18 protein-coding genes are annotated in these 20,483 nt (G+C 66.6%); 12 read left to right on the top strand and 6 right to left on the bottom strand.

Going from position 1 to position 20,483, the window contains the following annotated elements; all coding sequences use genetic code 11:
• Window positions 1-13 precede the first annotated feature (13 nt).
• The 5 genes from TVB01_RS06895 (at window position 14) to TVB01_RS06875 (ending at window position 6,048) form a co-directional block, all read left to right on the top strand.
• Complete coding sequence (locus TVB01_RS06895; protein WP_422455171.1) at window positions 14-898, top strand: PP2C family protein-serine/threonine phosphatase; 885 nt, start codon at window positions 14-16, stop codon at window positions 896-898.
• Window positions 898-2,334, top strand: coding sequence for an FHA domain-containing protein (locus TVB01_RS06890; protein WP_422455207.1), 1,437 nt, complete (start codon window positions 898-900; stop codon window positions 2,332-2,334). Before TVB01_RS06895 ends, TVB01_RS06890 begins: the two co-directional genes overlap by 1 nt.
• Window positions 2,331-3,947: a serine/threonine-protein kinase gene (locus TVB01_RS06885; RefSeq protein ID WP_422455170.1), complete on the top strand. Its 1,617-nt coding sequence runs from the start codon at window positions 2,331-2,333 to the stop codon at window positions 3,945-3,947. The genes TVB01_RS06890 and TVB01_RS06885 overlap by 4 nt, the downstream gene beginning before the upstream one ends.
• Before the next feature lie 157 nt (window positions 3,948-4,104).
• Window positions 4,105-4,809 carry a hypothetical protein gene (locus tag TVB01_RS06880; protein ID WP_422455169.1) on the top strand — a complete coding sequence of 235 codons (705 nt, stop codon included), beginning with the start codon at window positions 4,105-4,107 and terminating at the stop codon, window positions 4,807-4,809.
• A gap of 72 nt (window positions 4,810-4,881) precedes the next feature.
• The gene (locus TVB01_RS06875; RefSeq protein ID WP_422455168.1) at window positions 4,882-6,048 is read left to right on the top strand and encodes an RDD family protein; all 1,167 of its coding nucleotides are present in this window, start codon (window positions 4,882-4,884) and stop codon (window positions 6,046-6,048) included.
• On the opposite strand, the gene TVB01_RS06870 is transcribed toward TVB01_RS06875, so the two are convergent.
• From TVB01_RS06870 to TVB01_RS06845, 6 genes are read right to left on the bottom strand one after another with little or no spacing between them, the layout of a single operon-like run.
• A complete protein-coding gene (locus tag TVB01_RS06870) occupies window positions 6,045-7,052 on the bottom strand; it encodes a DUF6177 family protein (protein ID WP_422455167.1) in 1,008 nt (335 codons plus the stop codon). The genes TVB01_RS06875 and TVB01_RS06870 overlap by 4 nt on opposite strands.
• A complete protein-coding gene (locus tag TVB01_RS06865; protein ID WP_422455166.1) occupies window positions 7,052-7,465 on the bottom strand; it encodes a hypothetical protein in 414 nt (137 codons plus the stop codon). Before TVB01_RS06865 ends, TVB01_RS06870 begins: the two co-directional genes overlap by 1 nt.
• Window positions 7,462-11,460: a type VII secretion protein EccCa gene (gene eccCa, locus TVB01_RS06860; RefSeq protein WP_422455165.1), complete on the bottom strand. Its 3,999-nt coding sequence runs from the start codon at window positions 11,458-11,460 to the stop codon at window positions 7,462-7,464. The genes TVB01_RS06865 and eccCa overlap by 4 nt, the downstream gene beginning before the upstream one ends.
• A complete protein-coding gene (locus TVB01_RS06855) occupies window positions 11,457-12,488 on the bottom strand; it encodes a hypothetical protein (RefSeq protein ID WP_422455164.1) in 1,032 nt (343 codons plus the stop codon). The genes eccCa and TVB01_RS06855 overlap by 4 nt, the downstream gene beginning before the upstream one ends.
• Window positions 12,489-13,838: a type VII secretion integral membrane protein EccD gene (gene eccD, locus TVB01_RS06850; protein WP_422455163.1), complete on the bottom strand. Its 1,350-nt coding sequence runs from the start codon at window positions 13,836-13,838 to the stop codon at window positions 12,489-12,491.
• Window positions 13,814-14,248: a hypothetical protein gene (locus TVB01_RS06845; protein ID WP_422455162.1), complete on the bottom strand. Its 435-nt coding sequence runs from the start codon at window positions 14,246-14,248 to the stop codon at window positions 13,814-13,816. The genes eccD and TVB01_RS06845 overlap by 25 nt, the downstream gene beginning before the upstream one ends.
• Window positions 14,249-14,395: 147 nt before the next feature.
• Between TVB01_RS06845 and TVB01_RS06840 the strand changes: the two genes are divergently transcribed.
• The 7 genes from TVB01_RS06840 (at window position 14,396) to TVB01_RS06810 (ending at window position 20,386) form a co-directional block, all read left to right on the top strand.
• A complete protein-coding gene (locus TVB01_RS06840) occupies window positions 14,396-14,731 on the top strand; it encodes a hypothetical protein (RefSeq protein ID WP_227894924.1) in 336 nt (111 codons plus the stop codon).
• A gap of 34 nt (window positions 14,732-14,765) precedes the next feature.
• Window positions 14,766-15,071, top strand: a complete 306-nt coding sequence (locus TVB01_RS06835; RefSeq protein ID WP_227894922.1) for a pore-forming ESAT-6 family protein — start codon at window positions 14,766-14,768, stop codon at window positions 15,069-15,071.
• A gap of 3 nt (window positions 15,072-15,074) precedes the next feature.
• Entirely contained in the window at window positions 15,075-15,458 is a 384-nt protein-coding gene (locus TVB01_RS06830) for a DUF6507 family protein (protein WP_422455161.1), read from the top strand.
• 52 nt (window positions 15,459-15,510) lie between these two features.
• Entirely contained in the window at window positions 15,511-18,336 is a 2,826-nt protein-coding gene (locus TVB01_RS06825) for a hypothetical protein (protein WP_422455159.1), read from the top strand.
• A gap of 2 nt (window positions 18,337-18,338) precedes the next feature.
• Window positions 18,339-18,821, top strand: coding sequence for a hypothetical protein (locus TVB01_RS06820; RefSeq protein WP_325791139.1), 483 nt, complete (start codon window positions 18,339-18,341; stop codon window positions 18,819-18,821).
• A gap of 157 nt (window positions 18,822-18,978) precedes the next feature.
• Window positions 18,979-19,857 carry a hypothetical protein gene (locus TVB01_RS06815; protein ID WP_422455156.1) on the top strand — a complete coding sequence of 293 codons (879 nt, stop codon included), beginning with the start codon at window positions 18,979-18,981 and terminating at the stop codon, window positions 19,855-19,857.
• 31 nt (window positions 19,858-19,888) lie between these two features.
• Window positions 19,889-20,386 carry a hypothetical protein gene (locus TVB01_RS06810; RefSeq protein ID WP_422455154.1) on the top strand — a complete coding sequence of 166 codons (498 nt, stop codon included), beginning with the start codon at window positions 19,889-19,891 and terminating at the stop codon, window positions 20,384-20,386.
• Window positions 20,387-20,483: the final 97 nt, after the last annotated feature.

Below are 20,483 nucleotides of genomic sequence, written 5' to 3'. Positions count from 1 at the left end.
GGATAGGGCATGAATGAATTCCGACGAAACGACATCTGAGGCCCTGGAACTCCAAGCAGTGTTCGGCTACGCCTCGGACCGCGGCCTGCGGCGAGAGCTTAATGAGGACTCCCTGATCGCGGCGGACCCCATTTTCGCTGTAGCTGACGGTATGGGCGGCCATGAAGCGGGGGAGGTGGCCAGCAGCATCTGCGTGCGGACCCTCGGAGATTCCCGGATCGTGGGAGAGCACCTGCCCCAGGTTCCCGCTGCCGAGATCGAAGAACTTCTGGCCAAGGCAGACCGCCAGATTCGGGAAGCCACCGGAGGCCGCGCGGGAACCACGCTGACCGGTGCCGTCCTGGTCCAGGAAGACTCCCAGCCGTATTGGCTGGTGTTCAACGTGGGCGACTCCCGAACCTACCGGGTGTCCAGGGGCGTGCTGGAGCAGATCACCGTGGATCACAGCGAGGTCCAGGAACTGGTCGACCTGGGACAGATCACCCCGGATGAGGCGCTGGTCCACCCGCGGCGGCATGTTGTCACCCGGGCACTCGGAACAGGCAATGACACCGAGGCTGACTTCTGGCTGATCCCGGTTGAGCCGGGGGACAGGCTCATGGTCTGCTCGGACGGGCTGACGGGCGAAGTCAGCGACGGCCACATCTTCCAGATCCTTTCCTCGGTCAGCAATCCCCAGGACGCCTGCGCCGCCCTGGTGCAGGCTGCGCTGCGCGCCGGCGGCCGGGATAACGTGACGGTGCTGGTGGTCGACGCCGAATCGAGCGACGGGACCCCGGACTCCGGGGCCACCACCCTTCCGGGCATTACCCGGGAGACGTTCCCGACAGCGGGTGGAGCGGAACGCCCGGGCCAGCCGGAGAAGCACGTGCCGGAAACGGCTGAAAACGGTCAGTGATGGAAGGGCTGCGGTACCGTCCCGGTGCCTGGATCGCACTGGTCCATGACTCCCGCCTGGTCCTGCTTCCGCCGCAGACCAGCCAGGAACGCGTCGATGAACTGTGGTCGGCACTGTCCTCCGGGCCGTCCCTGGACGGCGTCTTCCAGACAGTCACCGGAGCCCTCGCTGAGAGTCCGCTCAGCCAGCTTCCGCCGTTTGCGCTGCTTTCCGTGGATGGCCAGGTCAATGTTCTGCTGCGTGGACCGCTTGAACTGAGCATCGCCGGCCAGGACGGACCGGCAGCCACAGGAGCCCACCTGCGCACCTGGAGCGAACAGGTCCTGCCGGCGGCAGGACTGGCTGTGCTTACCCCGGTTCCGCAGGACGACGCCGCCAATACCCGACTGCCCCTGCTCAGGCTGCGTGAGGGCATGGCTGCCGTATCCCGGATTGAACTCGATCTCGACGCGGCTGCCATGGAATCCCCTGCAGCAGGCACTGGACCGCGTGTTCCGGCGGTCCAGGCACCCGCACCGGCTCCGGCTGCTGCTGTACGTCCTCAGGCTCCGGTACCCGTAGCCGCTCCGACGCCTGCTGTTGCTGTACCGCCTGCAGTCCCTGCGGCACCCCCGGTTCCTCCCGCACAGGCGGAACCTGCATCCGGCGCGCCGGATCTTAGCGCGGCCGTTCCCTGGCTGAAACTCACGCCGCCGCCTGCCGCTGAACCACCCGAACCGGTTGCGCCCCAGGAAACCCCGATCCAGACTCCGGCCCCGCAGGCAGAGGAAGGGGCACCAACGGAGACGCTGCCCCCCGTCCTTGAAGACCATGACGGCGACACCGTTCTGGGATTCACCCCCCAGCCCGGGACAGCAGTCCCCGGGACACCGCGGGTGGATCAGCTTCCCGGCGACGAAGCAGCCGATGACGGAGAGACGATCCGTTCAGCACCAGCCGCTTCCGGTGACCAGCCGTCCGCCGCAGCCAAAGAGAGCGGCCCCACGGTGCTGGCCCGAACCTGTCCCCAGGGGCATGTGAACCCTCCGACGGCCGGCCTCTGCCAGGACTGCGGCCGGGAACTCTCCGGTGAACCGGCACCGGCTCCCCGGCCGAGCCTGGGCGTCATGCGCCTCTCCACAGGTGCTGTTTATGAGCTGGACCGGAACTTCGTCATCGGCAGGCAGCCGTCAGCGTCCCGCGTGCAGGGAGCAGTCCTGCCCAAGATGGTGCAGGTGCCCAGCGACAGCGGGGACATCTCCCGCTCCCATGCGGAGATCAGGCTGGAAGGCTGGCACGTCATGCTCCGGGACCTGTTCTCGACCAACGGCACCGTGCTGGTTAGGGAGGGGCAGCTTCCGCGCCGCCTGGCGCAGGGCGAAGCAGCCATCCTGCTCGACGGCGACGTGGCCGAGCTGGGTGACAACGTCTCCATCCGCTTCGAGGGACTGGCATGACCAAACGGCCGCCCGCGCCGCCGCCCAGCATCCCGGGATTCCGTTTCCTGGAACACCTGGGATCGGGCGGCTTTGCCGACGTGTACCTTTACGAGCAGGACCGCCCGCGCCGCCGCGTCGCCGTCAAAGTGCTGCTTTCGGACCTGCGTGAAGACACGTCCCGGGCCAGCTTCGAAGCTGAAGCAAACCTCATGGCGCAGCTCTCCAGCCACCCGTACATCGTCACGATCTATGAAGCGGACACCACGGCGGAAGGCCGCTCTTACCTGGCCATGGAGTACTGCTCCCGCCCCAGCCTCGATGCACGTTACCGGCAGGGCGGGCTGCCGCTGGCTGAGGTCCTCGCCGTCGGCATCCAGGTAGCCTCTGCCGTAGAAACGGCCCACCGGGCAGGGATCGCGCATCGGGACATTAAACCCGGCAACATCCTGACCACTGATTACAACCGTCCGGCCCTTACCGACTTCGGCATCTCGGGAACCATGGACACCGAGGACGAAGGCCACGTGGGAATGTCCATCCCGTGGTCGCCGCCCGAGGCCCTCTCCGGTGCCAGGGTGGACGGGGTCCGCGCCGACATCTACGCGCTGGGCGCCACGCTGTACACGCTGCTGGCAGGACGCTCGCCCTTTGTGCGGCCCGGCCAGGGCAATACCCAGCGGGACCTGGTGGACCGCATCATTTCCGAGCCACTGCGTCCCACCGGACGTGCGGACGTACCGGAGTCACTTGAGCTTGCCCTCGCGACGGCCATGGCCAAGTCCCCGGAGTCGCGGTACTCCTCCGCGTATGCCTTTGCCCTGGCCCTGCAGCGGACCCAGGCGGAGCTAAATCTTGCAGTGACTGAATTCGCTGTACTCGAGGACGCAGGACGGCAGAAGGCAGACGAAGAGGACGACGGCGAGCGGACCCGGGTACGCCAGATCGTGTCCATCGACCCGTCGGCGACCACCTTCCCGCCGACTCTCCGTGCAGGCCACCGCCTGCTCCCGCGCGGGCCGCACTCCGGTCCGGATTCGGATACAGGGCAGGCTGGCACGGTTCTGCGCGAGCGGCACCCGGCACCCGCAGCAGCGGCTCAGGCTCCTGCTCCTGCTCCAGGTGAGTTTCGCGCTACACCGGTTAGCGCCGGTGTGCCGGAAAGTCTCCACCGCAACGACAGCCGCAAGGACAGTGGACCCGAAACCGTTCCGGACGCTGCCCCGGGGAGGCGGCGCCGCCTGCTGGCAGGCATTGGCGCCGCCGTCGCGCTGGCCGTGGTCCTGCTGGCGCTGCTCCTGCCCCAGGACTCGCCGCGGCGGGAAGCTGTGCCGGTTCCGACCCAGCCGCCGTCGAACGCCCTGGGAGGGTTGGAAGGCGCCGTTGCTCCTCCCACAGCGCTGAGCGGAACCCAGGAAGCGGGAGAAGCGGTGTTTACCTGGACCAATCCCCAACCGCAGGACGGCGACATCTATCTCTGGCGCACTGTGACCGCCACCAGCCGGGGCGAACTGGTCCGGACAGGGGAAACAGAGGCAGTCCTTCCCTCCGGCGGAGCGCAGACCTGCATCGAAGTCCAGGTGGCCAGGGCCAACGGCCGTGCCTCTGAACCGGCAGCGGCCTGCACCCCATGACCCCCGCAGGCTTCCATCACGGGGAGCTGTCATCCTGCGGGCCGTAGGCGGGCGGATTATGCGACATAATGAGCTCGGGGGAGCACCTGCGTGCGTTGCTCCAAGGCTGGTCCGATGAGACGGACCGGGGACCGGCGTCGTAAGAAGGAGATGGATCTTGGGGGATCTGACGATTGACTTCAGCGGGGAGTGGTACGAACCCGAGGACGGGTCGGTGTTCCGCATCGGGCGTGAGGGAGACCTCGCGATCGACGACAACCCCTACCTTCACCGGCAGTTCCTGACCATCGCGCAGGAGAATTCCATCTGGTGGCTGACCAACATCGGCAGCCGCATCTCCGCGACCATTTCCGATTCCACCGGGGGGATGCAGGCATGGGTCGCTCCCGGGGCCAGGATTCCACTGGTTTTCGAACAGACCCGGGTGATTTTCACCGCCGGACCCACCACCTACGAGTTCGACGTCCATCTGTTGACCCCCGCGTTCCGTCATGACCCCCTGGATGGGTCGGGATCGGGAGAAACCACTATTGGGCCGGTAGTCTTCACACCGTCGCAGCGCGCCGTGATCGTAGCGCTGGCCGAACCGCTGCTCCGGCGGGACGGTACGGGTTACAGCTCGCTGCCTTCCTCCGCCGACGCTGCGGCGCGGCTGGGATGGTCGCAGACCAGGTTCAACAGGAAGCTGGACAACGTCTGCGACAAGCTCGACCGGGTAGGCGTAGCCGGGCTTCGGGGCGGACCGGGAAAACTGGCCGTGAACCGGCGTGCCAGGCTGGTGGAGCATGCCGTGACGTCCCAGCTGGTGACCGCAGCAGACCTGGGCCTGCTCGAACAGATGAGCGAAGAAACCGACGGCTAGCGGCAAGGCCGCGTTCCGGCGCGGCTCAGAGTGAGGCAAGCGACAAAGCTGGAAATCTGGAACTGGAAGGTCATGGCAACAAACCCAAATCTCGTGAACGCTACTGCCGGGCAGCGGATCGCCGCCCGGGCGGTGGACAGCGTTCCCCTTCTGGTGCTCGTCCTGCTGGCCTTGATGATCCCCGGACACCTGGCATTGCTGCTGTTGCCGGTTGCCGCCGTGGCCTACCTCCTGTGGATCCTGCTGTGGGAAGCAGGCAGCGGGCAGACTCCCGGAAACCGGCTGCTGGGCCTGCGGACCGTGGGCGAGGACGGCCATGCGCCGGGCTTCGCAGCCGTGCTGGTACGCAACCTGATCCTGCTGGCCTCCGGGGTGACGGTGGCGGGTCCGTGGATCCTCACAGTGTCCAACCTGTGGGACCACCCGCACCGCAGGCAGGGCTGGCACGACAAGGCTGCACATACCCTCATGGTGGATGTCCGGGCGGGGCGCGATCCGCTGCTCACCGGCGGCCGCTGGACCAGCGGAACGTCCGCGGCGCCACCGGAAAAGCCGTCCGTCCCAGGAACGAGGCAGACACCGGAAGCGGGCCGGGAGGCGTTCCCCGAGCTGTCCGCTGCATCCGTTCCGTCAGCGGGCGCTCCGGCGGCTCCGGGGGTAGGGCTGGCGGGGCGCATCGGCGCCAGCCTCCCGTCCCCGCCCGCACCCGGCACGGCCGGTCCGGCGCCCGTACGGACCGGCTGGGTGCCGCAGCCCGAGGACGCTCCCCGGCCCATCAGCCAGGTGCCCGGAGTGCCGGCCCGCCACGCAGCGGCACCAGCACCAGCAGCGGCACCAGCTCCGGCTCCTGCCCCGGCGGACGACGAGCTGGATATCGAAATGACCCGCGTCGTCTCCCGTCCGAAGGGCGGCGCGGCGCTTCTGCTCACCTTCGACGACGGCGCCGCGGTACGCATCACGGGTACCGCGCTGCTGGGACGTAATCCCGCAGCGGCGATCGGCGAGAGCGTCGATAAGCTGATTGACTTCGCGGACATGGGACGTTCGGTCTCCAAGACCCACCTGCACCTGCAGGCAGACGCCGCGTCCGGCCTCTGGGTCACGGACCGGAACTCGACCAACGGCAGCTCCGTCGTGGCGCCGGACGGACGGCATACGGCCCTGCAGGCACACAGTCCCGTGCTCGCCCCCGCGGGAAGCACCGTCTACTTCGGGGACCGGCACTTCACAGTCGGCTAGGCGGGGGACCCGCCCAGCTCAAGGAGCAGCTGCCCGTAGGCTTCGAGCGGATGGGGTTCGCCCGCAACAGGTTCGGGCGCATACCGCACCCCGAGGGACTGTGCCGGGGCGGTGCCCAGAAGCCCTGCGCGTGAGCCGGCCAGCGCCAGCGCGGACTGTGCAGACCTGCCCGCCAGCGCCTCCGGACCGAACAGGGCGCAACCGGGCACTGCGGTTCCCGTGAAGCGTGCAGGCCGGGCCAGATCGCGGTATCCCAGCCCGTAAGCCAGCACGGCGGTGCGTGCCCGGGCACCGTGCATGGCCGCCAGGAAGGCATCAAGTCCGGCATCGGTCAGGGGTGCCTCCGCCTCAGCGAGGAGCTCCACCGTTTCCACCACACCCGAACGGGTGCGTTCGACGGTCACGACGGCGGTACTTCCGGCCGCCGTCGCCGGACCGCCTGCCCTGCCCGGCGCGGAACCGGTGATCACCGCCCGGGTAGTGCCCGGCGAGCGGCGGTAGCAGTGCTCGGAAAAGGCTGCCGCGTCCCAGAGCTCGCTGACCGGTTCATACAGGCCCCAGCCCACGGGCGGCGATCCGGTGGCCGCCTCAAAGACGCGGGACGCAAAAGCCCCCGCCTGTGTGGCGCGGGATGCCGGGTGGAACACGCTGGCCCGGACATGGAAGTAGGCGCTTTGGACGCGTTCTGCGGACAGGAACCCGGCAGCGACGCCGTCGCCGGGCCGCAGTTCGGCACCGTCCCATCCATGCCTCCGCCCGCTCACGGCGTCGTAGAATCCGCCGTCGGACGACGTCGCCATCCACGCCGCAGAGTGCCCGTCCAGCATGGCCGAGAGCGGCAGCGTAATCGAGGATGCGGAAGGAGTCAGGACCACGAAACGGCGCCCGGACCGCACCGCTCCGGCGTGGGCACGGGCAAGCCAGGGGCTCAGGCTCACTACTGGCTGGTCACAGAAGACCAAGGCCGTCGCCGGTGTCAGGAAATCATAGGCGGACTCGTGCATCAGCCTCCGGCTCCTTCCGGGAGCAGAACGACGCCGCGGGTGCGCCGCGCAACTGCGTGGCAGAGGGCATCGGCCAGGGCGGCGCCGTCGTGCGCGCCGCCGGTCGCGTACACGTCGAGCCACCACAGCGGCTCAGCAGACCCGGATCCCTCGGCGGTGAAGAACGCCGGGACCCCGGAGCCGGCCGGGGCGCTGACGTTTGCTCCTTTGCCGAGCCGAAGGACTTCGCCGGGAACCTGGATCAGCCGGGGGAGTTCGACAGCCACGGGGACCCGCTCACCGTCGACGATTTCGATGACCTGGCCTTCGGCGGCCTCACGCATGCTTTTGTCGGGCATCGTTTCCAGCAGGGATTCCACGATCACCCGGCGGGTGGGTTCTTCCGTGCTGAGGACTGTCCACCGGTAGCTCACCGGACGCTCCCCACGGACGCTGCCGTGGCCGCGTCATTGAGGAAGAGCTGCAGCATTTGCACCGGGCGTCCGGGCTGGATGAGCTGCGCACGGCCCGGCGGAAGCGACCGCGCACGGACGCCGTTAATCAGTCCGCCCTCGGTCCGGTCACCGGAGAGGATCAGCGCGGCGCTGCCGGAGTCCCGCAGGGCGGTGAAGAACGGTTCGTACATGCCCCGGCTGGCACCGCGTACCCGCCGGGAGAGCACAGCGTGCAGCCCAATTTCCGGCGCCAGGGGCAGGTACGGGGTGAGCCGTGCCAGCGGTGAGGACCCGCCGGCGGTCAGGACGTCGTAGTCGTCGACAACCAGGACTACGCGCGGGGATGCCGCTACTTCTTCGGGGGACGCGCCGACGCGCTTCTCCAGTTCCGAGGCAACGGCGGCTGCCAGCTTCTCGGCGAGTGCCGCGCTGGTCGCGTATCCGCCCAGGTAATCCTCCTGCACTTCGCCGGCCAGGGCCCTGCGCGGATCAAAGACCGCGAACACAATCTCGTCGGCGCTGTGCTGGGCGGCCAGGGTGCGGATCATGGTTTTCAGCACGTTGGACTTGCCCGAGGCATCATCGCCCATGACCACCAGGTGGTGCTCGCGGCCCTGCAGGTCCAGGTTCTCCGTCCCCAGGTCTGTCTCGCGCAGGCCCAGCGGAACCAGGCCCTGCACGGTGGGAACCGCCGCGGGGTCAGCCGGTGCGGTGGAGGGCAGGACGCGCACTGCCATGGCACGCCCGTCAGTGGAGGCGGCGACTGCGGCCACCAGGTTGCGTGTTCCCTGGATGGCTGAGCCCTCGTCCGGGTCCCCGTCGATCCGGGGGAGCGCAAAGTGTCCCTGCAGTTTCCGGTCTGTCAGGGCACGGCCGGGCGTGCCGGGGCTGAGCGCCTCTGCGAGCTTGCGGCCGTGGGCGGACTCTCCCGGGTCTGCGAGCCTCAGCTCGATCCGGTTGCCAAAGAAACTCTGCTGGGCAATGCGGATCTCGTTCATGCGCGAGCAGGTGACCACCACGTGGATGCCGTAGCCTCCGCCGCGGGAGATGAGGGAGTGGACAGACTTTTCAATGTCTTCGAACTCATCCGAGAGCTGCCCGTAACCGTCCAGGACCAGCACGATGTCCGCGCTGGGAAGTTCCGGGATGCGGCCCTGTGCAGAGAGCGAGCGGAGCGTGGACAGCGAGTCGATCTGGTATTTCTCGAAGATCCGCTCGCGGAGGGTCAGCATGGCGAGGATTTCGTCCACCGTCCGGCGGACCACTTCGCGGTTGGTGCGAACCGCCACCCCGCCCACATGCGGCAGGCCCTCCAGCGGCAGCAGCGAGCTGCCGAGCAGGTCCACGGCGTAGATTCCCACTTCCGACGGCGTGTGGGTCAGCGCCAGCGAAGCGACAATGGTGCGCAGTGCGGTGCTCTTGCCGGTTGACGGTCCGCCGACGATCGCGGCGTTGCCTCCGTTGGCGGAGAGGTCCAGGTTCCAGATTCCCTGCCACTGCTTGGCGGGGTCGTCCAGGAGTCCCACCGGGATGGAGAGGTTGCCTCCGGCATTCAGCCGCAGGCCCTGGCTGGTCGTCAGCACCCCGCCGGCTGCAGTGTCCAGCGCCAGGCCGCGCGGCAGCGGCGGGAGCCAGATCGGGTCCACCGCGCGGGGGAACCGGGAGAGGGTCTCCATCAGGGTGGAGAGCACAGTGGGTCCGGTGGTGCGTTTGGAGGACGACGTCGACGCCGCCGCGGCTCCCTGCGCGTTGGCTGCGGGCTCGAGTGCGGCCGCATAACGCGGGACTTCGAGCACGGGCAGTACGTCTGCCTCCTCCGGCTCCGGCGGTGCAGCGTCCTCCAGTGGACCGGAAACATAGCCGGCCTTGAACCGCGTGTAGGTGGTGGTGTCCACCTTGAGGTAGCCGAAGCCGGGAACCGGTGGCAGGTGGAAAGCATCCGGGGTGTCCAGCACGGTGCGCGACTCGGATTCGGAGAGGGTGCGCAGCCCGATCCGGTAGGAGAGGTAGGTATCCAGGCCCCGCAGCTTCCCGCCTTCAATGCGCTGGCTGGAGAGCAGCAGATGGACGCCGATTGAACGGCCAATCCGGCCGATGGAGAGGAACAGCTCAATGAAGTCGGGCCGTGCAGTGAGCAGTTCGCCGAACTCGTCGATGATGACCACCAGGTGCGGCAGGGGCGCAGCGTCCGCGCCCTGGGCCAGGCGGTGCTGCCGGTGCAGCTGGTAATCGGTGATGTTGGCCAGATTGCCGGCGTCCTTGAGGACTTCCTGCCGGCGCTGGATTTCGCCGGACAGGCTGGCATAGACCCGCTCGATGAGGCTGACGTCGTCGGAGAGGTTGGTGATCACGCCGGTGACCTGCGGAGCGTCGGCGAAGGGAGCGAACGTGGCGCCGCCCTTGTAGTCCACCAGCACCATCGCGAGGAGCTCGGGCGGATGGGTGGCCAGCAGCCCGACCACCAGGGACCGCAGCATCTCGGACTTGCCGGAACCGGTGGCACCGACACAGAGCCCGTGCGGCCCGTGGCCGAACTGGGCAGATTCCTTCAGGTCGAGCAGTGCCGGACGGCCGCGGTCGTCCGCGCCGAGCGGAACCCGCAGGAAATCCACGTCGCTGCGCGGCTGCCAGAGACGGCGGATATCGGCTTCATCCAGGGCCGGGGAAAGGCCAAGCATGTCCAGGAAGCCCTCGGAGCTGCCGGAGGTTTCGTGTTCCAGGGAATCTGGTGAGAGCCGCAGCGGTGCCATCGACCGGGCCAATGACTCCGCCAGTGCCACCGGGAGTGAGTCGAGGACGCCGGAATCGATCCGGGGTTTTACCGGGTCCGCCCGGAAGTTCTCCAGCAGGAAACCGGTCTCGGTTTCGGAGATACGCACAGAAACCTCGCCGGGTTCCTGTCCCCGGTCCTCGACGAGGTAGACCGTGGTGATGCCCAGCTGGCCCGGGGACGCCTGCCGGTCCGGCAGCGGCAGCTCTGCCGGCAGCAGGCCGTAGCTGTCCGAGACCACCAGCAGCCTGGGCAGGGCCGACCCTATGCCGCCGCGCAGGAAGTTCCTGCGGGCTTCGGCTGCCATGTTTGACCGCCGGACCAGGTCGTCCTGGACCAGGTCCGCCATCGATTCCATGTCCGGAGCCACACGGCGCACCGGTCCGGTGCGGTGGGTTTTGTCCTGGTCTGCCAAGTGCGGCAGCCAGGTGGCCCACTCCCAGTCGCTGCGGGATTCTTCCCCGGACACCAGGGCCAGGTGCAGGTCTTCGGGGGACGAGAAGGCTGCGGACTGCAGCAGGAGGAGGCGCGAGACCTGAAGCACGAATGCACGGGAACCGACCACGCTGACGGTTCCGGCGCCGTCGAGGGGCACGGTGACGGGCAAGTCCGGGCTCGCCTCGTACCGGCGCTTGAGGATCTGCAGTTCGGTGGCCATGAACGTGTCTTCCCGGGCCAGGGCGGATCCTGAATCGAGGACGGTGATTTCCCGATTGTGCCGCGTTCCGGTGCCGATCCGGGTGTGCAGGAAGTCCTCGTTGTGGCGGCGGCGTTCCCAGAGCCGGCGGTGGTTCCGGATGATGTCGAAGAGGGCATCCGGCGGCGGGTTGGCTGCGCGTGCGACGGCGGCGGCGCTCTGTTCCTCAGCCCGCAGGGTCCGGCGGCAGCGCTCCAGGTACTCGAGGTAGTTCTCCCGCTGTTCCCGGCGAGCCCTGCCCTGCTTGCCGCGCTGGCTGACCATCATCACGATCGAGGCCAGGATGGTCACAATCATCATCAAGGCACCCACCGCGGCGAGCGGCGAACCCCGGAACAGCATCATGACAGTCATGGAAACCCCGGCGCCGAGGAGAGGCACCAGGGACATCATGTTCATGCCGCCCTTGCCGCCCTCGATCTGCGGCGGGGCATCCAGGGTGAAGGCTTCCATGCTGCGGGCGGGAGGGGTGGTCCGCGCGGGTCGGTGGAGCAGTCTGATGCTCATACCCGCGCCCTTCGCCCGGTCCCGCTTTCGGCCTGCCGCGATGCCGCCCGCCTGGCCGGCATGCCGGGAGCTGCGGACGCAGCGGAAAGCACGCGGGCAGAGAGCTCCGCGGCCTGCAGCCGGGCGGCCCGGGAGAGCAGACGGGGCTGGATCTCGACGCCGGCAGCCAAATGGGCGTCGTAGTCCAGTACGGCCGTTTCCACGCCGGCGCGCCGCAGGCGCCGGGCTTCCGCGGCGGGACGCAGGGGGCTGTGCGCCGCAGTCCTGGTCAGCAGCACGAGCAGGGGAACCTGTGCCAGGGCCGGGTTGGCACGCCACAGCTGCGCGGCGTGTGCTGCATCGTCCAGCCCCGCGACGCTGGCAGGGGTCACGAAAAGGGCCAGATGGGACTCTGCCAGTGCCCAGCGCACCGCCTCCGGCCCCAAGCCGGGCGGGCAGTCGAACAGGGTGACCGGGCAATAGCGCGAGAGCACCCGGGAAAGGTGAAGGACGTCGTCGTCCGTGGCGGTCTGCGCGGAGGCGGGGGACCGCCTCCCGGTGACCAGCAGGTTCTCCGGGCCGGGGGAGGTGACATAGCCGCGCACCTCAGCCAGCGACCCGGGGATGGTGCGGCCGAGGCGCCCTGCAATGTCGTCCAGCGCAGGGGCAGCCGGCGCAGCGAGCCGTAGGGCCAGCGTTCCTGCCTCCGCGAGATCCACGGCCGCCGCGCCATCAGCACGCAGTGAGGCGCAGGTGCGTGCCAGCAGGGCCGCAGCAGTGGTCCGGCCGGCGCCGCCGCGGAAACCGACGACGGCGATCCGCCGGCCGGTGGTAACCGGCTGCTGCACGCCGGCAGCAGCTTCGGCCAGCGACTGGGGGTAGTCGTCACCCCGGAACATATCGGCGGCCTGGGCCAGGAACCGGCGTCCGGGCCCTTCCGCCGGCCGGGTGCGCAGGGTGCGCCGCAGACGCTGCGGCGTGGACTCGAAACCGTCGCCGGAGACCGGACCTGGTGCGCCGAAGCCTCCGCTGGGATCCATGGATGTCATCTAGAAGCTCTCCAGCAGTTGGGCGAAGATACCGAACATGCCTGCCGCCAGGGGAACGGAGGCGAGAATTGCCAGGGTTTCCAGCCGCTTGGCGGCCAGGCGGAACCTTGCCTGGGTGTGGTCTGGCAGGTTCAGGGACAGTGCAATCCATACGGCTGCGGCCAATACCAGGACCAGCGCACCGGTAACCCAGGGCTGGCCGGCGAACCAGCGGCTGCTGCCCGCCATCAGGGCGGCGAGTCCGACGGCGGTGGCGGCGTACAGCGCCAGCCGTTCCGGTGCCAGCGGGAAAGCCCGGGCACGCAGGAACACTGCCAGTGTGAGGACGCAGAGGAGCGGCAGCGACCAGGCCTGCTGTTCGCTGTCCGTGCCCAGCAGCCAGAACGCCAGGGCAGCGGAGGCAGCGGTGACAGCGGCGCCGACAGCGAGCCCGCTATGTGCGGAGGCGACGGCGTCCAGGGCATCGGGGCGCCCCACCTGGCCGCCCTTGGCGCGCTGGTCATCGAGGGCAGCGAGACCGGAGGCTGCCAGCGCCAGGCCGGGAAGCAGCCCGAGCAGCAGCACGCTGGCGATCCCGGCCAAAGCGGAAGCCTGGACCGCGCTGCCGGTGGCGGCGACGGCCGCACTCCAGCCCGCCGCTGCCAAAACGCTCACAAGCGCACCGGTGTACATGGCTTTGGGCTGACGCTTTGCTGCTCCCAGGGCCATCAGTGCCACGACTGTTGCCCCGGCGAGGATCAGGCCGGCACGTCCGTAGTCCTCAGTCCCGACTCCGCCCAGGATCCCGGCGACGTGAAGGGAGGAGCCCAGGCCGACGAGCCATGCCGCCCCCAGCGCAGCCAGCCCCACGGGAGAGCCGGGGCTCCGCCGGGCCAGGAGGACCCCTGCACCGCTGGTCAGGAGTGAAAGAGCGGCAAGGAGCCACCAGGCCCAGCCCGGGGCAAGCGCCTCAAGCAGCAGCTCGGCTCCGGTCCAGAGACCCACGGCAGCGAATACTCCTGCACAGGCGTTTTTCCAGTGCTGGCTCCACCGTCCGCGCACTGCTTCGGTTTCAGCGACAACCAGGTCCGTAACGTCGTAGACAATCGGGGCCGGGGGAGCCTCGGAAGCGTTGCAGAGCTGCAGCGATGTCCCGTCCAGGATGTCGGCTATTGCCAGGCTGTCGCTTGGAGCGAGCTCCGTGCCGTCGGGGGCAACCAGGACCTTCGCGGCGACATCAGCGGAGGGCTCGTCGCCCAGCAGTTCCAGGACCTGGGGCATGAGGGCTGCCACCGGCTGGTCCGAGGGCAGCAGCAAATCCAGATGGCGCTGCCGGCCAACCAGTGTCACCCGTGTATAGGCATGCGCCATGGCTGCCAGGCTCCTGTCTCGATGCTTAGGAAGGGGGCGGAGGCAAGGGCCGTACCGCCGTCGTGCACCCCGCCAATCGCGCCTGCGCTGTTTTGCTGCTGCTGTTCCTGCTTGGCCCGGTTCTGCTCCAGCAGGTTCGTAACGAAGGAATAACCGACGCACACCGCTGCGATCAGGGCCGCAACGGCAATGCTGAACAGGAACAGCTTCACGGTGTCCGCCCAGCGGCGCTCGTTGGGGTTGTTGCCGTAGAGCAATGCGGTGAGCAGCCGGTTCCGGCGGACCGCCACAGACTCGATGAGCTGGTTGTCGTAGTCGTTTGCGATGATGTGCCTCCCCCCAACTACAGATACGCTACATATCCTGCCATGGTCACGGGCCGGAACCCGCGCCGGGGGGAGGCTATCCACATGGGTAGTTCTCCCCATTGCCTCGGAATCCGTATACCGCTTGGATGGTGGGGTACCGCTCAGCGGAACGGCTTGGCACTCGCCGGCCCGGACGGCAGCGGGGGGATTGACCGGACGAGGGCACGCAGGTGCCGAAGGTGGTTTGACATGAAATTCGATATGGGGTCCTCGACCCTTGGAACACTGACGCAGCAGACGGGGCACTCCAACGAGGACCTGGGCCAGCTGGTCCGGAACCTGATGGAGGCGGTCACTCCGCTGCAGGGCAAGTTCAACGGCCAGGGCCGGGTGCGGTTCGATGAATTCAAGGCCCGCACGGATGAGATCGCCAATGAGCTGAACAGTTCGCTCTCGGCAATCCTCATGGGCCAGTCCGAAATGGACCGCTCCTTCCAGATGGGCGACCAGGAATCGGCGGACAACGCGGCCCAGCAGCAAGGCGCGGCAAGCTTCGACGCCGCCCGCTTCGGTTCTTCGCGCTAAGCCCCTTCCCACCCGTTCTTCGAAAGGAACTGCCATGTCCCAGGACCGTTTGAGCTATGACACCGACACCTCTGCCGCCGTGCAGGGGGACATCCAGAGCATTGTTGCCCGGCTTGAGTCGCTGATTGGCGAGCGTGAAAAGGCCGTCAACGCGGCCATGTCCGATTTCCAGGCTGACGGTGTCTCCGAGGAGTACCAGGCAGTGGAAAACCGCTTCCGCAACGCCGCCAACGAGACCCGCAACATCATTGCCCTGGTCAAGCAGACGCTGAACCTCAACGACCAGACCGCCACCAGCGCCGGGTCGCGTGCCAGGAGCGCTGTCCAGAACATTGGCTAGCCGGTGAGCTACAACGTCAACCCCGGTGCAGTGTCCGGAGTCCTCCAGCAGGTAGCACCGCTGCTGGAGGAATACCAGGCGGAATTCACCGCGGTGGGGGAGAAGATCAGCGAGCTGGCCACGGCCTGCATGGCTGAGCCGGTGGCCGCGGAACTGGGGGCCCTCACAGAGAAGCTGATCAACCCGGCCTTCACCAACATTGCCGGACGCTCCTCGAACGCCGTGAACGCGGTCAACAACGTATTGGCCATCCTGCTCGAATCCGACGCGCAGATGGCCAGCGATGCCCGCGAAGCGTCCATGCGTGCCGCACAGTCTGCGGCGGACGATCCGCCGCCGGCGCCGGAACCTGCAGCCCACTACGGGCCTGGACCGCAGGCCGTCTAGGCCAGCCGCAGGCCCAGCAGCACTCGTATCCAGTTCAAACCGGGGGAAACCATTGAGCATCGACATCGCAGCGTTCGAGGCTGTGCTGCCGGATCCGGAAGTGATCCGCGCAGCGGCCGCGGCACTGGTGAGCGCCGTCGGCGACGTCGTGGACACCGCTGAGGAATCCGCTACTGCGTGGGGACATCTGCAGTCACCGGACGTTTATGACATTGCCGGATCCGAGGTGGTGTTTAACGCTTTCCACCCGGTCACTGTGTCCGCCGAGGATCTCGATTCGGACGTTGGCACCGTCGATACAGCTGTGCTGGCCTACGCGGATACCGTGGATGCCCTGAAAGTGCGACTGGACGCGGTGAAGGCCGACGCCGCTAACTTCTTCTCCCGCACCCGTGGCCGCAGCCAGGACGACTGGGACGACGACGAGGGCCTGATCCAGGCCGAACAGAACATCATCGGCGACCTGAACCGGCTGTATTCGGATCTGCAGGAAGCCCAGCGCGTCTGCGCCAACGCGATCAGCGCGATCTACGGCGGCCCGTCTTACGTCCTGACAACGGAAGAGGGCGCCGGGAGCGGCGAGGTGGAGTTCGGGTTTAGCGGGGAACAGCTCGACGCCGCGGCGGTGGAGGGCAATGTTCCCTGGGGGCAGCCCACCGAGTGGGACAAGCCCTGGTACCGGGACGCATGGGACGGCGTTGCTTCCTTTGGCAAGGGCGTTTGGAGCGGCGTTACCGGCACAGTCACCGGGCTCGGCAACATGGTTGGGCTCGGCGGTGCGGAGGCTTTCGAACAAACGTGGAAGGGCCTGGGGAACCTCGCGGTCAATCTCGCCATCATGACCAGCCCTGTGGCCCAGATTGCCCTGCACGCCAGCGGCAACAGCGACCGTGTTCGGCAGGCGGGGGATGAACTGCTGGCGGTTGGCAAAGCTGCCATCCACTGGGATGAGTGGCAGACCGATCCCGCGTACGCTGCCGGTGCGACGTCGTTCGACCTGGCGTCGATCCTGCTGACTGCCGGTGCCGGTGCCACGGCGAAGGTCGGTTCTGTGGCCGGGAAGATCGGCGATGTAGCCAACGCCTCGGGCAAGGTCTCCGCGGTGGTGAATGCCTCGGGCATCGGCAAGGTGGCCGGGGTGACGGTGAAGGTCACCGACGCCGCGCAGGCGTTCAAGATCAACGCCATCACCACCGTGGTGGACACCTCCCGGGTGACCGTCGGCAAGGTCGGAGATGCGTGGCAGGCAGCGGATCAGTTCGTGATCGATTCGAGCAAGTCAGCGCTGGACTCAGGCCGGGCGGCACTGAACTCGGCCCTGAACAAGGTGGATACCGTGCTGGCCAACGCCGGCCACGGCCGCTTTGGCACTCCGGCGCTGGCCGGTGCCGGCGGGGCGGGCCCCCGCGTCGTGGCCTTCACACCGGACACTCCACCGGCCCGCCCCGGCGGCGGATCAGGCTCCGGGGCCATGGTCCCGCATTCGACGACGACGCCGGATGCCCCGGCGCGCACGAACGTTCCTGAGGCCTCTGGTAACGGCCGGTCATCTGCACCGGATGCCCCGGTGCGCGGCAATGGTTCTGTTGCTGAACCGCCGTCGGGTAAGCCCGGGCATGCCGTGCCGGAGGACCGCACGCCGTCGGGCAAGACCACGGAAACGTCTGCTCCAGCGGCCCACGTGGACGTCGACGACGCCCGCCCGGGTGGAAAGGGCGATCCCGACGATGTGCGCCCTGGCGCTGCAGCGGTTGACGACGCTGCCGGCGGCCCGCGGAACGGTGCCGCTGATTCGTCCGCGTCAGCTGATGCGCCGCATGCACCGGATGCGCCTGCGCCCAAGCCTGTGGTGCACTACGACGCTGAGGGCCGGGTAGAGAAGGTTGAGTTCGGGGACCGCACTCATACTGTCTCGACCCGGAACGACCAGATTGCGCAGCTGAAGCGTTCCCTGGATCCTGCGACGTGGAAGAACACTGACGGTTTCCTTGCGACCCATCTCTCGCCGTCTGAGTTTCAGGCCCTGGACGGGTTGCGCGGCTCGGACGGTAAGCTGCCGCCGAATGTGGTGGAGACGCAGGTTGCTGACCTGCTGGAGAAGGCTTTCGACGGCGAGACCCGCGGACCGGTTCGCCCCGGTGCCGGCCCGCTGGAGAACGCCCTGCGGGGAATCCCAACTCGCTATTACTATGACCTGACCGATGCGCAGGCGGTCCTGGTGCACGACGTCCGGCATTTGCTGGGCAGTGGTGACATCAGCCAACCGTTCCAGAAGATTCTCGGAGCTGAAGGCGGACGCAGAACTCTGGCAGGAACGGATCAGTACCCAGGCAGTGTTGGTGGCTTCATATCCCAGGCATCGGACACTGTGCACCTTCGTACTGTGGATGAGATCATTCTCGGGCTTCGGCTCGACTATCGTCTCGAGGACGGAAGCATCCCGTTCAAGGTAGGCGCAGTGGACGAGGTATACGCGGTGAGGTTCCGGGCTAGCAGTGCCGATCAAATCGGAATCCCGGACGCTTCGAACCGTGCCCGCGTTGAGGAAATCCAGCGAAACCGATACGCAGAGCGTGGCCGGGCAGCTGATGGCTCTCAAACTGCGGCCGACCGTGAGTGGGAGACCCGGGACAAGATGCAGTATCGGGAAGACATGAACACCGAAGCGGGCGCCCTGATTTTCGCCGATTCGGCCGTCTGGCCGAACACCGGTCACGGGCTTACCAGCAGCAGGGTTGATAAGTCGCCCCTGATCCCGGAACTTGACATTGATGGTGGTATTCGGCTGAACGACGGGGCTGAGATGTGGCGTATCGACCGCTACGGCAATGAGGTTCTAGTTGGCATTTATACAGGCCAGAAATGGGTTAACCTCTAGATATGTGGAGACGAGACGGGACGAAGCTGACTGGCGACTATGGGACATGGAATGACGTTGAATATGAGCTTCATTCCTGGGTTCCTGCCAACGGCACCTTAATTCTTGTTAAGGAAGGCGGCGACTCTCCGGGACCAGAGTGGGATACCACTGTTTTCCCCAATCGTTTTGCGCGGACTCCTTATCACCATTTCCGCAGGGTACCGGCGCTAGAAGTTTCTGATGTCAATTCTGTAAAAGTAACAGGATCCATGGGGCCGGGGCGCGAATTGGTAATCATCAGTGAAGATGATGAAGGGAACTTGGCCGTTGAGGCTTCCAATCGAATGGCTGCATTATACAAGCGGCAACTGATTAGCAATCACGGGTTTAAGCCCATGTATGAAAATGAACCGCTTGAAAGGACTATGGTTTTTGGTTGGCTTCCGGCGCAGCGTATAACCAACATTGAGAGCCGGACAGTTTTGCATGATACCCCAGAATAATAGTCTATTGGTTCACAGTCGACGGTAACCGGTCACGTTTACTGTGGTTGTGGTTTAGGTCCGGTGCCCGAGCGGCCTATGGGCACGTGGTGGAAGGATGCCGGCTAGGCCCCGTGAGAACGCGGAGAAATGATGAGGGGGGAACACCTTGGTTTTCATGCAGAAGGCTTTGAGTCCGAGGCAGGTTGAGTTCCTGGTGGGTGGTAACCGGGACACGATTTCGGGGTTTGTGGTGAACGCCGGGGATGCGGTGAATACGCGGACGCCTGAGGACTTGTTTGCGGTTCATGGTCTGGATTTCCCGGGGTCGCCGTGGGACCGGGCTGCCGGGTACGTTGATGTGCTGCGGTTCCAGGTGCCGTTGTCCATATATGTGCACGATGCTGCGGGCCCGGAATTTGTGGACCGTCCGCCGTTTACGGGGACGGGTTTCGCTGCGTGGTCCGGTGGTGTGGTGCCGGTGTATTTCCTGGATGAGTGTGCGCTTCCCCCGGGAGCTGAGCTGTGGCGGATTCGGGCCGGGCAGCCCGATGAACTGATTGCGGTCTATTTTGAGGTGGCGACCGGATGGGGTGTGGCGGATACCTCGGGCATTTCCCGGCCTGGTGCGCATATCCCGTCGCACATTATGGGCTGGTCGGCGGTGTGGCAGGGGCAGGTGTTCCGTGCTGATTTGGTGGACGAGGGCCGGTCCGTTGAAGTGGCGGCTGCGTCGGATCCTGGGGTGGAGGGTTTTGAGCGGACCCCGAAGGGGGTTTGGCGCCGGACGGTGGGGCTGGGGGAGATCCAGGACTTCTATGAGCTGTTGGCGACATGTTCGTGGCAGGGCGAGTCGTTCAGGATCACGGACGTAGCCCAGGGTGAGGACGGGCAGGTGTACCGGTTGTTCTATACGGGGCATAACGCTGACCGGGCTGAGGCGTTGGGGCTGAATAAGGCTGATGCCGGGGTGTATTGGACGGTGGTGCCGGCCTCCCAGGTGCAGGATGTTCAGGTGGTCCAGAATCGGTTGCCGTCCCTGGCGTTCCGGGGATAGCCGTCCAAGAAGAACGGATGAGTATCTGCGTATGTGGCTCCATGACGGAACGAAGCTGACCGGCAGATACTGCACTTGGCATGGGCAGGAATACGAAGTGCGGGACCTGCATCCCAGTGATGGCATATTCACCTTGGTTGTTGAAGGTGGTGATGCCCCGGACTCGGGGTGGCGAACGCTTTCCCGGCGAAAGAAGTTCGGACGTCCTGATGTATCCCATATTCGGAGGGTTCCGCAGGACGAAGTGAGTAATCTTCACAAAGTGACGGTCACCGGAACATTGGGGCCAGACAGGAATGTTCTCATTGTCGGGACGGATAACAGGGGAAACCTAGCGGTCCAAAGCATCGATCCTATGCCGGCGAATTACAAGCGCCAGCTCATAGACAATTATCAGTTCGAGCCTTTTAGCAGAAATGAGCCGCTGGAACATGTCTTCATCGGTGGATGGCTTCTCGCGGATCGCATTACGAATATGGACGTAGAAATTACCTCATACTCGAACGAAAAGAATACTTCCATTGACTAGATTGCGGCTGGTACCACCACCGGTGGCGGTTCGGGTGCCGGGTCCAGCGTCCCGCATTCAGCGATGACGCCGGATGCTCCGGTGCGCACGAACGTTC

This window comes from Arthrobacter sp. 7Tela_A1, from assembly GCF_049311065.1.
Lineage (GTDB): Bacteria > Actinomycetota > Actinomycetes > Actinomycetales > Micrococcaceae > Arthrobacter_B.
Note: the sequence above shows the minus strand (reverse complement) of the source record. Positions and strands in the feature narration are given on the sequence as shown.

Excerpts from the sequence above, each read along its gene's own strand:
- TVB01_RS06895 (WP_422455171.1), top strand. The coding sequence starts at position 14 with ATGAATTCCGACGAAACGACATCTGAGGCCCTGGAACTCCAAGCAGTG.
- TVB01_RS06890 (WP_422455207.1), top strand. The coding sequence starts at position 898 with ATGGAAGGGCTGCGGTACCGTCCCGGTGCCTGGATCGCACTGGTCCAT.
- TVB01_RS06885 (WP_422455170.1), top strand. The coding sequence starts at position 2,331 with ATGACCAAACGGCCGCCCGCGCCGCCGCCCAGCATCCCGGGATTCCGT.
- TVB01_RS06875 (WP_422455168.1), top strand. The coding sequence starts at position 4,882 with ATGGCAACAAACCCAAATCTCGTGAACGCTACTGCCGGGCAGCGGATC.
- TVB01_RS06870 (WP_422455167.1), bottom strand. The coding sequence starts at position 7,052 with ATGCACGAGTCCGCCTATGATTTCCTGACACCGGCGACGGCCTTGGTC.
- eccCa (WP_422455165.1), bottom strand. The coding sequence starts at position 11,460 with ATGAGCATCAGACTGCTCCACCGACCCGCGCGGACCACCCCTCCCGCC.
- TVB01_RS06855 (WP_422455164.1), bottom strand. The coding sequence starts at position 12,488 with ATGACATCCATGGATCCCAGCGGAGGCTTCGGCGCACCAGGTCCGGTC.
- eccD (WP_422455163.1), bottom strand. The coding sequence starts at position 13,838 with ATGGCGCATGCCTATACACGGGTGACACTGGTTGGCCGGCAGCGCCAT.
- TVB01_RS06840 (WP_227894924.1), top strand. The coding sequence starts at position 14,396 with ATGAAATTCGATATGGGGTCCTCGACCCTTGGAACACTGACGCAGCAG.
- TVB01_RS06835 (WP_227894922.1), top strand. The coding sequence starts at position 14,766 with ATGTCCCAGGACCGTTTGAGCTATGACACCGACACCTCTGCCGCCGTG.
- TVB01_RS06820 (WP_325791139.1), top strand. The coding sequence starts at position 18,339 with ATGTGGAGACGAGACGGGACGAAGCTGACTGGCGACTATGGGACATGG.
- TVB01_RS06815 (WP_422455156.1), top strand. The coding sequence starts at position 18,979 with ATGCAGAAGGCTTTGAGTCCGAGGCAGGTTGAGTTCCTGGTGGGTGGT.
- TVB01_RS06810 (WP_422455154.1), top strand. The coding sequence starts at position 19,889 with ATGTGGCTCCATGACGGAACGAAGCTGACCGGCAGATACTGCACTTGG.